The sequence below is a fragment of the Tahibacter sp. genome (assembly GCF_035481375.1).
Classification (GTDB): Bacteria; Pseudomonadota; Gammaproteobacteria; order Xanthomonadales; family Rhodanobacteraceae; genus Tahibacter.
The window spans coordinates 1-11,831 of sequence record NZ_DATIGT010000150.1; the positions used below are offsets into that span (position 1 = coordinate 1).

At 69.4% G+C, this 11,831-nt stretch carries 8 protein-coding genes; 2 read left to right on the forward strand and 6 right to left on the reverse strand.

All coding sequences use genetic code 11. The features are described from left to right. The 4 genes from VLF18_RS10190 to VLF18_RS10205 form a co-directional block, all read right to left on the reverse strand. Positions 1–2,337: transcriptional regulator (locus VLF18_RS10190; protein ID WP_325279520.1), on the reverse strand; the 2,337-nt coding region annotated here is incomplete at its 3' end. Positions 2,338–2,542: 205 nt separating this feature from the next. Then, entirely contained in the window at positions 2,543–5,383 is a 2,841-nt protein-coding gene (gene rapA, locus VLF18_RS10195) for an RNA polymerase-associated protein RapA (RefSeq protein ID WP_325279521.1), read from the reverse strand. A gap of 268 nt (positions 5,384–5,651) precedes the next feature. After that, positions 5,652–5,855: a YbdD/YjiX family protein gene (locus tag VLF18_RS10200; protein ID WP_325279522.1), complete on the reverse strand. Its 204-nt coding sequence runs from the start codon at positions 5,853–5,855 to the stop codon at positions 5,652–5,654. Beyond that, entirely contained in the window at positions 5,855–7,936 is a 2,082-nt protein-coding gene (locus VLF18_RS10205) for a carbon starvation CstA family protein (RefSeq protein ID WP_325279523.1), read from the reverse strand. Before VLF18_RS10205 ends, VLF18_RS10200 begins: the two co-directional genes overlap by 1 nt. A gap of 219 nt (positions 7,937–8,155) precedes the next feature. On the opposite strand from VLF18_RS10205, the gene VLF18_RS10210 reads away from it, so the two are divergent. Continuing rightward, positions 8,156–8,527 carry a diacylglycerol kinase gene (locus VLF18_RS10210; RefSeq protein ID WP_325279524.1) on the forward strand — a complete coding sequence of 124 codons (372 nt, stop codon included), beginning with the start codon at positions 8,156–8,158 and terminating at the stop codon, positions 8,525–8,527. Between the two features lie 241 nt (positions 8,528–8,768). Beyond that, positions 8,769–9,974 carry a class I SAM-dependent rRNA methyltransferase gene (locus VLF18_RS10215; RefSeq protein ID WP_325279525.1) on the forward strand — a complete coding sequence of 402 codons (1,206 nt, stop codon included), beginning with the start codon at positions 8,769–8,771 and terminating at the stop codon, positions 9,972–9,974. 12 nt (positions 9,975–9,986) lie between these two features. Here the strand turns inward: VLF18_RS10215 and VLF18_RS10220 are convergent, their stop codons facing one another. Together VLF18_RS10220 and VLF18_RS10225 are read right to left on the reverse strand one after the other, a co-directional pair. Further along, a complete protein-coding gene (locus VLF18_RS10220) occupies positions 9,987–11,441 on the reverse strand; it encodes a DUF4832 domain-containing protein (RefSeq protein ID WP_325279526.1) in 1,455 nt (484 codons plus the stop codon). Between the two features lie 84 nt (positions 11,442–11,525). Next, on the reverse strand, positions 11,526–11,831 hold a 306-nt coding region (locus tag VLF18_RS10225; RefSeq protein WP_325279527.1), incomplete at its 5' end, for a hypothetical protein.

Genomic DNA, 11,831 nt, shown 5'->3' on the forward strand with positions numbered 1-11,831 from the left:
GGCGACCCAGGCGTCGAGTTCGCGCCGCCGTGCCGCGGCGGCCGGGTCGCCGGCGGCGCGCAGGTCGCGGTCGGCCCAGGGCGCGATGCGGGCGCTGAGGGCGCGGGCGTCGTCGAGCCGGCCGCTGCGTACGAGCAGGGCGGCATAGGGCGCGATGATCTCGACGACGTCGTCGGGCACGGCACCCGCGGCATCGATCTGCTGCAGCGCACGATCGAATATCGGCAGCGCGGCTTCGGGCTCGGCGCCCGCGGCGCGCTCCTCGGCTTCGGCGAGCGCGGCATAGGCAAGGCGCCACGGATCCGGGTGCGCGGCGACCCAGGCGTCGAGTTCGCGCCGCCGTGCCGCGGCGGCCGGGTCGCCGGCGGCGCGCAGGCTGCGCAGTTCGATCAGCCAGGCCTGCACGTAGCGCGGTGCGTCATAGCCTTCGAGCGCCGGCGACAGCGCGAGCCGCGCTTCGCGTACCGCACCTGCGGCATCGCCCTGCGCCGCGGCGAGCCGGGCCTTGATCGTGCGGCTGCGCGCGACCACGACGGCGTCGAGTTCGGCGTCGGCCTCTGCCAGCACCGCGTCGACGACGCTGCCGGCTTCGCGCAGGCGGCCGACTTCGAGCAGTGCCTCGGCGCGGACCTGGCCCAGCTTGTGGCGCAGGCGCGCGTTGCGGCTGTGGGTCTGCGGCGGCCAGTAGCGTTCGGTCGTCGCGAGTGCTCCGGCGTGGTCGAGCAGCAGCTGTTCGACCTCGGCGATGCTCGCAATGGTGAACACGTATTCCTCCTGCGCGCCGAGGCGTTCGAAGCGCGCCGCGGCGGCCTGCAGCATCGGCAGCGCCGCGGCCGGCCGCAGCCGCCGCACTTCGATCAGCGCGAGGTTCAGATCGATCTGCGTCGTGCCGAGCGCATTGCCCGCGGCCTCGGTTTCGCTGCGCGCGAGACCGAGGTCGGCCAGTGCCGCGGCGTAGTCGCCGCGCAGGGTCGCGACGAGTCCGCGGCCGAGCAGCGCGAGGCCGAGCGCGTCGGGCGCTTTCTGCCCGCGCAGCAGCGCGATCGCTTCTTCGTAGTGACGGGCCGCGTCGAGCGGCCGCTCGCGCCGGATGTAGCTGGCCGCGAGCGTGACGAGTGCGCGGCCGCGCAGTTCGCGGTCGCGTTCGGCCGAGAGTCCGTCGAGCAGGCGCATGAGGCGTTGTTCGACGGCGAGATAGTCGCCGGCGCGCAGTTCGATCTGCGCTTCGCGCAGCGCGATCTCGGGACGTTCGCGCAGTTCCGGCGCGGCGCGGCGGATCAGTTCGCCGGCGAGATCGAGCTGGTCGGCGAGCATCGCCGCGCGCGTGCGCGCGAGCAGTTCGGCGAGGTCCTGCGGCGCGTCGTCGCGACGGTCGGGCGGCAGGTGGCCGAGCCGCAGCAGCAGGGTGTCGGCCGCTTCGCGCGCGGCGCTCATCGCGTCGTCGGCGCGCGTCTCGACGAGGATGTCGTGCGCGGCATCCTGCGCGCGCAGCGTGATGCGCCAGCGGCCCTGGCGCAGTTCGACTTCCGGCCGCACGCGCAGTCCGGCTGCCGCGCCGATGCCGTCGTCGGTTTCCTCCGTACTGGCGTCGCCCTGTCCGCGCAGCAGCGCGACGACGCTTTCGCTCGACGCGGTCGCGAGATCGCCGCGGCGCAGGCGGTTGGCAATCAGGTCCATCAGACCCAGGCGCAGCCACTCCCATTCGTCGCCGGCATCGACGCGCGCCGGAAACACGACGGCTTGCGTATTCGCCGCGCCGCGAGCGGGCGCCGCGGCGGTGTCGCGCGCGCCGCGCTGCGTCCACAGCGCGAGCAGCAGCAGCGCGGCGGCCAGCACGACCGCGGCACTCGCGGCGATGCCGTGCCAGCGCGAGCGCGGCGCGGCTTCGGGCGGCGGCACGGGTTCGACGGGAATGGCCGGCGTTTCGATCGGCGATTCGATCGCAGCGGCCGCGTGCGGTTCGACATCGCTCGCGACGATCGCGTTCGCCGGTGCAGCGTTTTCGCGCGGTACCGGCGCGATTTCCTCGACTGCGCCGATCCAGCGATAGCCGAAGCGCGGCACCGTGCGTATCCACTGCTGTGTTTCGCCGCTGTCGCCGAGTGCGCGGCGCAGGCGCACGAGGGTCTGGCCGAGCAGGCTGTCGGCGACATCGACGCGGCCCCAGATCGCCGCCATGAGTTCATCGCGGCCGACGGCGCGGTCGCGATGGCGGATCAGATACACGAGTCCGTCGAACGCACTGGTCGGCAGTTCCACGGGTTCGTCGCGACGGCGCAGTTCGCGCGCGGCCGGATCGAGTTCGAACTCGCCGAAACGGAGGGGCGGAAGCGTCATTCGTACAGCACAGCCGGACAAACACGGCGGGACGCCGCGGAACGGCGCATCGTCGCATTGTTTGCCTCCCGTCGTCGCGCGGGCGTGGGCGGCATGCGATGTCCGGGTCGGTCCGCGCCGAGCAAGGCGTGAAGGGGCGTGAGGAACGAGTGCGCAGCAGCGTCTACCCGCTTCTTGCTCCTATCCACGCTCCACTCGCGCTGCCTCACCGCAGACTCAGGAAATCCTGGCTGCAGACGAAGCGCACGGCATCCAGGCGCGGTCGCGCGCGCGGCAGGGCGTCGGCGATCGCGGCGCGCTCCTCGGCGATCGCATCGATCTCCTCGGCGCGCACGGCGGGGTTGACCGCGCGCAGCGCCTGCAGGCGCGCGACATCGGCGCCGAGCGCGGCATCCGCCGTCGCGGCAGCCACGGCGATCTCGCGGGCCGCGGCGTCGCGCGCGACGTCCTCGCAGCGCTCGAGCATCGGCGGCACGAGCTGGGCGATGAATTTGCGATAGCGGTTGAAGTCGACGGCGCGGTCGATCGATTTCTTCAGCGACACCGGATTGGGCTTGTATTCGCGCGCCTGCAGCTTGGTGTCGACGACGACGCGCAGCGGCAGCGGCGGCAGGAAGCGTTCGATGCCGAGGCTGCGCTGTGCGATGCATTCGAGCACGTAGACGGCTTCGACGAGCACGGTGCGCGGCGGCAGCGCGTCGTCGACGAGGAACGCGGCGTTGCCCTGTTCGCCTTCGAGCAGCAGGTCGAGCGCGCCGATCACGAGCGGATGATCGTTGCGCAGCAGCGGCAGTTCCTCGCGCGCGAGCGCGGTCGCGCGATCGAAGGTGATCTGCTGCGGACCGTCCTTGAGACCGGACAGGCCTTCGGTACTCACGTATTCCGGATCGAGCACCCAGGTGCGCGGGCCGGTTTCCTCGTGTTCGATGCCGAACTGCTCGAACAGGCGCAGGATGAAGTCTTCGGTTTCGAGATCGGCGTCGCCGGCGGCCAGCGCGGCGCGCAGCGTTTCCTCGCGCGCCTCGCGGCTGCTCGCGAGTTCGAGCAGGCGGTCGCGGCCCGCGTGCACGAGGCGCGACAGTTCCTCGTGAGCGGCGCGCGTCTCGGCGATCAGCGAGTCGAGTTCCTGGTCGGGGTCGGTGCCTTCGAGCGCATGCGTCGCGGCGCGTTCGGCCAAATCGGCGCCGAAGCGCTTGTAGAGTTCGCGGCCGTCGGCCGGGCTCGTGCGCAGCGCATCGAGCCCTTCCTGGTACCAGCGCAGCAGCACGTGCTGCGCGGTGCCGCTGAACGCGACCGCGTGCAGCTGGATGTCGTGCTGCTGGCCGATGCGGTCGAGGCGGCCGATGCGCTGCTCCAGCAGGTCGGGATCGAGCGGCACGTCCCAGAGGATCAGATGGTGCGCAAACTGGAAATTGCGGCCTTCCGAGCCGATTTCCGAACAGATCAGCAGGCGTGCGCCTTCCGGATCGGCGAAATACGCCGCGTTGCGGTCGCGGTGCACGATCGACAGGCCTTCGTGGAAGCGCGCGAGCGAAATGCCGCTGCGCGTGCGCACGGCTTCTTCGAGCGCGAGCACCTTGGCCTGGCTGCGGCAGATCAGCAGGAACTTGTCGCGCGGCGCGTGCTCGAGCGCGCCGATCAGCCAGGGCAGGCGCGGATCGGCGGTGTAGTCGTATTCGTGCTGCGACGGCGGCTGCTGGATGTCGGACAGGAATTCGGTCAGCAGGCGCTGGCGCTGGTCGTCGTCGAGCGCGGCGCCGTCGAGGATGTCGATCGCGGGTACGCGCTTGGGGAAGCCGCCGACGACGGCGCGGCGATTGCGGAACATCACGCGGCCGGTGCCGTGGCGGTCGATCAGCGCGTCGAGCAGCCGGCCGGGCGCGCCGGCGTCGTCGAGATTCGCGAGCAGTGCCTGGCTCGCGGCGTCGTCGCCGAGGCGCGCGGCGAGTTCGCTGCGTTCGCCCGCCGTCAGCGCGGCGCCGTCGCCGAGCTTCGCCGCGATCTGCGACAGCGCGAGATAGCCGTCGGCTTCGGCGACATAGCGTTCGAGGTCGTGGTAGCGCGCCGGGTCGAGCAGGCGCAGGCGCGCGAAATGGCCGGTGCGGCCGAGCTGTTCCGGCGTCGCGGTCAACAGGATCACGCCCGGCGTCGCGGCGGCGAGCGTTTCCACGAGCGCGTATTCGGGGCTCGCGGCCTGCGGCGTCCAGGCCAGGTGATGCGCCTCGTCGACGACGAGCAGGTCCCAGCCCGCGGCGACGGCCTGTTCGGCGCGACGGCGGTTGCCGGCGAGAAAGGCGAGATCGGTGATGACGAGCTGCTCGTCCTCGAACGGATTGCGCGCGTCGCCGCCGAGTTCGATCGCGGCGCAGCGCTCTTCGTCAAAAATGGAGAATTGCAGATTGAAACGACGCAGCAGCTCGACGAACCACTGGTAGACCAGCGGCTCGGGCAGCAGCACCAGCGCGCGTTCGACGCGGCCGGAGGCCAGCAGCCGCGCGAGGATCATGCCGGCTTCGATGGTCTTGCCGAGGCCGACTTCGTCGGCGAGCAGCGCGCGCACGGGCCGGCGGCTCGCGCCGATCTGCGCGACGCGCAGCTGGTGCGGCACGAGCGCGATGCGCGCGGCGCCCAGGCCGAAGTCGATGCCGCGGCGCGCGCCGGCGCGGCGGTTCAGCGCTTCGAGGCGGAAATCGAAGCGGTCGGGCCGGTCGAGCCGTCCCGACAGCAGGCGTTCGTCGGCCTGCGAGAGGCTCTGTACGTCGTCCAGTTCGCCTTCGACGAGCGTATGGCCGCCGCCGTGGTAGTGCATGAGGCCGTGGTGCGTCTCGACGCGCTCGACCGTGAAACTGTCGCCCTTGCCGCTGACCTTCTGGCCGACGCGGAATTCGGCGCGGACCAGCGGTGCGGCGTGCGTCGCGTAGTGGCGCAGCACGCCGGCTTTCGCGAACAGGACCTGGATGCTGCGCCCCTCGATGCGCAAGACGGTGCCGAGACCCAGTTCGGGTTCGGCATTGGAGATCCAGCGTTGACCGGGGGTGAAATGCATCAGGCGGGCGATCCAGACGGGCGGGGTCGCGGATTATCCCGTGCATTCGGGCGCGGTGGGAACCTGTGTCGAGGCGGAACGCCGCCACGCAGGCTGGGCTGCGCCGCCGGCGAAGCCCGCCGTCGCGGTGTGCCCGCGGCAAGGAACCCATGCCCGCGGGTAGGCGTCGCGAAGCCGTTCCGACGGCTGTGCCTGGGGTGCTCCGATGGATGATCGCCGGGAGCGACGGCTCGATGTCGGCTTCGCCGGCGGCTCAGCCGAGCCTGCGTCAGCAGCAGCGCGACCGCCCGCGCCCGTAGCGCGCCTCGACGCGATCGGCGAAGAACGCCTCGTAGCTCAGCGGTTCGACGTCCGGATGGCGTTCGCGGTGGTGGCGCAGGTAGGTGCCGTAGTCGGGCACGCCGACGGCCAGCCTTGCGGTCTCGCAAAGCTGGCGCCAGAACGTGCGCAGCGCGGCGACGGTCGCGCGCATCAGCCGCCGACCGTGGCCGCCGCGACGTACGGCGTTTCGAGCGCGGTCGCCGTGCTGTTGCGCCGGGCCGCGAGTGCCGCGCGGATGCCGAAGAACAGCGTGACGACGACGATGAACGCGAACAGCGCGCAGAGGCCCGCGTCGAGATAGTTGTTGAACGCGACGCGCTGCATCTGCTCCACGCTCTTGGCCGGTGCGATCACTTCGCCGCGTGCGGCGGCTTCGGCGAAGCGTTTCGCATTGGCGAGGAAGCCGATCTTCGGATTGTCATGGAACAGCTTCTGCCAGCTCGCCGTGAGCGTGCAGATCACGAGCCATGCGGTCGGCAGCGCGACGATCCAGACATAGCGGTCGCGCTTCATCTTGATCAGCACGGCGCAGGCGAAGATCAGCGCCATCGCCGCGAGCATCTGGTTGGCGATGCCGAACAGCGGCCACAGCGTGTTGATGCCGCCGAGCGGATCGACGACGCCCTGGTACAGGAACCAGCCCCAGCCCGCGACGCAGAGCGCGGTTGCGACCAGGTTGCCGACCCAGGATTCGGTGTGGCGCAGCGGCGCATGCACGGTGCCCAGCAGATCCTGGATCATGAAGCGGCCGACGCGCGTGCCGGCGTCGATCGTGGTCAGGATGAACAGCGCTTCGAACAGGATCGCGTAGTGGTACCAGAACGCCATCATGCCTTCGCCCGAGATGACGTCGTGGAGGATCTGCGCCATGCCCACGGCGAGCGTCGGCGCGCCGCCGGTGCGCGAGAGGATCGTGCTTTCGCCGATGTCGCGCGCGGTCTGGCTCAGCATTTCCGGCGTGACGACGAAGCCCCACTGGCTGATCGCCTGCGCGGCGGATTCCACCGTGCCGCCGAGCACCGCGGCCGGACTGTTCATCGCGAAATAGATGCCGGGCTGCAGCGCCGCGGCGGCGACCAGCGCCATGATCGCGACGAATGCCTCCATCAGCATGCCGCCGTAGCCGATCAGGCGGATGTCCGCTTCGTTCGCGATCATCTTCGGCGAGGTGCCCGAGGAAATCAGCGCGTGGAAGCCCGATACCGCACCGCAGGCGATCGTGATGAACAGGAACGGGAACAGGCTGCCCGACCAGACCGGGCCGCTGCCGTCGATGAAGCGCGTCAGCGCCGGCATCTGCAGGTCGGGCCGCACGACGAAGATCGCGAGCGCAAGGATGACGATGGTGCCGATCTTCAGGAAGGTCGACAGATAGTCGCGCGGCGCGAGCAGGAACCAGACCGGCAGCACCGACGCGACGAAGCCGTAGGCGATCATCATCCACGACAGCTGGCGTCCGTCGAAGGTGAACGCCTTGGCCCATTCCGGATCGGCGGCGACATGGCCGCCGGCCCAGATCGACGCGAACAGCAGCACGAGGCCGATCAGCGAGGCTTCGAGAATGCGCCCGGGCCGCAGGTAGCGCATGTAGATGCCCATGAAGATCGCGATGGGTATGGTGGCCGCGACCGTGAACGTGCCCCAGGGACTTTCGGCGAGCGCCTTGACCACGACGAGCGCGAGCACGGCGAGCAGGATGATCATGATCGCGAGGATGCCGAGCATCGCGAGCGTGCCGGCGGTGTTGCCGAGTTCCGCGCGGATCATGTCGCCGAGCGAGCGGCCGTCGCGGCGCGTCGAGCAGAACAGGATGATCATGTCCTGCACGGCACCGGCGAAGACGACGCCGGCGAGGATCCAGAGCGTGCCGGGCAGATAGCCCATCTGCGCGGCGAGCACCGGCCCGACGAGCGGACCCGCGCCGGCGATCGCGGCGAAGTGGTGGCCATAGAGCACCCAGCGGTTCGTCGGCACGAAATCCAGGCCGTCGTTGCGGCGCAGCGCCGGCGTCGCGCGCGTCGGATCGAGCCGGAGCGCCGTGTCGGCGATGAAGCGGCTGTAGAAGCGGTAGGCGATCGTCAGCACCGCGACCGCGGCGGCGACCAGCCAGATCGCGTTGACCGGTTCGCCGCGCTTGAGCGCGACGACGCCGAGGCAGGCCGCGCCGACCAGTGCGAAGGCGAGCCAGCCGAGTTTGCTCAGAAGCGTGTTGTTCGTCGTTGCCGTCGTCATCGATCCCGTCCCCACGTCCGTGACGCGCCGAAGCGTCGTTGGCTTCGGCGCAAGTTTCAAGCGCACTTTAGTCGCGACCGCGAAGGGTTTCGCAAGTGCGGCTTTTTCTGCATCCCGATGTTGCGGCGCGACAGAAACGGCCTCCAGGCCGCGCCGAACGGCCGTTCGGCCCGGCTCTGGCATACTACGCGGCCTTTGCGCCAGCCCACTTCCACGATCATGCCCAGCAACGAGCCGCGCGGACCCAAACAGATACTCAAGGCGCTGCGCTGGTCGTGGCAGGGCATCAAGGCGGGCTACGCCTTCGAAGCGTCGTTCCGGCTCGAGGTCTACCTGTTCGTGATCTTCGCGCCGCTGGGGCTGTGGCTCGGCAACGGCCCGATCGAGAAGGCGCTGCTCGTCGGCAGCCTGATCCTCGTGCTCTCGGCCGAACTGCTGAACTCCGCGGTCGAGGCCATCGTCGACAAGGCCAGCCCCGAATTCCATGTGCTCGCCGGACGCGCCAAGGACATGGGGTCGGCGGCCGTGTTCCTGCTGATTGTCAACGTGATGCTGTGCTGGGGACTGATTCTGGGGGCGCGCTGGATCTGACCTCGCCGGGTTGTGACGTCGCGCAGGCTCAATTGAGCCGCAGGCGAAGCCCGGCACCGAGATGCCCCACTTGCGAGGAACCCGTGGCGGAGCGATGTCCCGATCGCCACGGCGCTTCGCGAGGCTTTGTCGCCAGTCAACATGTGCTTCGGCATGGTGTCGCTGATGCGGGGATACCCCGATGTAAGGCTTCGCCTGCGGCTCAACCCAACCTACGTTTACTAAAAATACGGAAATCCACATGTCCGACGCCGCCGAATATCCTGCTCTCTATCTCAAACGCGGCGAGGATGCGCGGCTGCGCGCAGGACATCTGTGGGTGTTCTCCAACGAGGTCGACGTCAAGCGCACGCCGCTGACGGCGTTCACGCCCGGCGAGATCTGCATCGTCCTCGATCACGCCGGCAAGCCCATCGGCGTCGGCTACGTCAATCCGAATTCGCTGATCTGCGCGCGGCTCGTCGCGCGCGGCCTGGATCACGCGCTCGACCGCTCGCTGTTCGTCCACAAACTCAATGTCGCGCTGAGTCTGCGCGAGCGGCTGTTCGACGAACCGTTCTACCGGCTCGTCTTCGGCGAATCCGACGGTCTGCCGGGACTCACGCTCGACCGCTTCGGCGACGTGATCGTCGGCCAGACGACGACCGCCGGCATGGAGCGGCTCAAGGACGAGATCACCGAGGCCGTCGTCAAGGTCCTCAAGCCGCGCGCGCTGGTCTGGAAGAACGATGCGGGCATCCGCAGCATGGAGCAGTTGCCCGAGTACGCCGACGTCGGCTACGGCGCGCTCGATGCCCCGGTCGTCGTGCGCGAGGGCGGCGTCGAATTCGAATGCGACGTGATCGGCGGACAGAAGACCGGCTGGTTCTACGACCAGCAGGCCAACCGCGATCGCATGGCGCGCTACGTCAACGGCAAGCGCGTGCTCGACGTCTGCAGCTATCTCGGCGGCTGGGGCCTGCGCGCCGCGGCGATGGGCGCGAGCGAAGTCGTCTGCGTCGACGTGTCCGCGCATGCGGTCGAGCAGATCCGCCGCAACATCGAGCGCAACGGCTTCGGCGACCGCGTGAGCGCGGTCAAGGCCGATGCGTTCGACGAACTCAAGCGGCTGCGTGAACTGCGCGAGCGCTTCGACGTCGTGATCCTCGACCCGCCGGCCTTCGTCAAGCGCAAGAAGGATTTCGCCGAAGGCCGGATCGCGTATCGCCGGCTCAACGAGATGGGCATGCAGGTGCTCACGCGCGACGGCATCCTCGTGACCTGTTCGTGCTCCTACCACATGCCGCGCGCGGCGCTGCTCGACAGCGTGCAGCAGGCCGCGCGGCATCTCGACCGGCAGGCGCAGGTGCTCGAGCAGCTGCAGCAGGCGCCCGATCATCCGGTGCATCCGGCGATCGCCGAGACCGATTACCTCAAGGGCTACATCTGCCGCGTGCTGCCGGCCTGAGGCCGGCGGCGTTCAGAACGGACTGAACGTGTCGGCGAAGATGCGATCGCCGGTGCCCGCGGCGAGCGTGAGGCTGCCGAGGCGCACGCCGCCGGCGCCCGCATCGCGCGGCGTGTTCTGCACGATGATGCCGGGCCGTCCCGCGACCGCGTCGGCGACGACGAGGCGCAGCGTGTAGCTGCCTGCGCCAAGACCGTTCCACTGCAGACGTCCGCGCCAGACACTCGTCGCGCCGGGTTCGGCCGTGTCGAGCGTCACGGCGAGCGGTGTCGTCGCACGTACGACGTTGCCCGCATCGAGCAGTTCGAGCTTCACCTGCGCCGCGTGATAGACCGGCGCGCTGCCGCGATTGGCGAGTTCGAGCCGCCACGGCAGCGATGCGCCTTGCGCGATGGGATCGCCGAGCGCGAAACGCACGATGCTCAAGTCATAGCCGAGCGCGCGCTTGATGCGCGCGAGCGGCGCCGCGAAGCCGGGCTGCTCGTGCTTGCCCGCAGGGCCGAGAAAGCTGAAGTGATAGTTGCGCAGCACCGTGATCACGTCGTCGGTGTCGGCGCTCCAGGTGTTCTGCTGGCCCGTCGTCGGGCTTTCGCCGGAAAGCGGATTCACGCGCCAGTTCTGTCGTGCGGCCGGCACGACGTTGGCAAGACCGTATTCGAGATTCCAGTCACCGCTCGCGTCGCAGAGCGGAAAGCCGTAGATGCAGTTCGCCGTGAACGACGGGAAATAGTCTTCGTGGAAACCGAAGTCGGCGCCGACGACATCGGGACTGCGCGCGTAGCGTGTCTGCAGCCGCGCGCTCGTGAAGGACTGCTGGTACGCGTTGCGCACGGCGACTTTGATCGCATCGCCGGGTTCGTGCGCGTCGCAGCCGCTCTGATGCCATTCGCCCCAGAGGCCGAGCAGGCCGACCTGTATCGCCGTGATGCGCGGATCGCTGTCGTAGCGCTGCGCGAGCGCCTGCACGAGCTGCACGGCCTGCGTCGAGAACGCGGGCGCGTTCCAGTCGGGCGTGCGGCCCGGGCCGTCGCCGTCGCAGCTCGCGTAGTCGAAGCCGGCGATGTTCAGCGGCGGCTGTTCGAGGAACAGCGGATAGTCGCGCTCGGGCTGGCCGCCGGTGTAGTAGAACGAAAGCCCCGTGCCCACGCTGTCGGGATAGTCGGCGACGGGACGCAGGACAAATGTGGCCTCGGGATCATCCGCGAGTATCGGCTGCAGATGACGCTGTTCGAAGCCGGTCCAGTCGAACACCTGGTCGGCGGTCTCGAGTTCGCGCCACGGCACGTAGACGTGATAGATGTTCGCGCCGTAGTGGTTGTCGGCGCCGCCCTGGGCCCAGGTCGTGCCCCAGAGCATGTAGCCCTTGTGCGGATTGTCGATGTCGTCGGTGGACGCCGCCGGCGTGAAATCGAGCGCCGGCGCGACGCCGGCGAACAAGCACAGCAGCACGGCCGCGAGCGTCTTCATCGGCGTGGAATTCCGTGGCGGGAAGGCAGCCGACTGTACGTGGGCGAACGACCGCGCGGGCGGTCGTTCGTCACAGTCGCCGCATCAATTCCCGAAATTGCTGCGGAAGAGCTGATCGCCGTCGAGCACGAAATCGATGCCGCTCGCGATCAGACCGGCCGTGACCGTGATCGGCGTGCCCGCCGTGATCGTGTTGCCGCCGGGACAGAAAAAGCCCGAATACACCTGGCAGGCTTCAAAATTCGCGACCGCGAGAAAATACTGGCCGGGCGCGATCGGCGGCGTCGCATAGGTGCCGGCGTCGGCGTCGAGCTGCTCGGACCAGACGCGGCTGCCGTCGGCGGCGGAATGCAGCGAGAACGTCGTGATGTCGGGTGTGGTCTGCACGAC

Coding starts and splice junctions, on each gene's coding strand:
- VLF18_RS10200 (WP_325279522.1), bottom strand. CDS start 5,855: ATGCGCGCGACCGTCGCCGCGCTGCGCACGTTCTGGCGCCAGCTTTGC.
- VLF18_RS10215 (WP_325279525.1), top strand. CDS start 8,769: ATGTCCGACGCCGCCGAATATCCTGCTCTCTATCTCAAACGCGGCGAG.
- VLF18_RS10220 (WP_325279526.1), bottom strand. CDS start 11,441: ATGAAGACGCTCGCGGCCGTGCTGCTGTGCTTGTTCGCCGGCGTCGCG.
- rapA (WP_325279521.1), bottom strand. CDS start 5,383: ATGCATTTCACCCCCGGTCAACGCTGGATCTCCAATGCCGAACCCGAA.
- VLF18_RS10205 (WP_325279523.1), bottom strand. CDS start 7,936: ATGACGACGGCAACGACGAACAACACGCTTCTGAGCAAACTCGGCTGG.
- VLF18_RS10210 (WP_325279524.1), top strand. CDS start 8,156: ATGCCCAGCAACGAGCCGCGCGGACCCAAACAGATACTCAAGGCGCTG.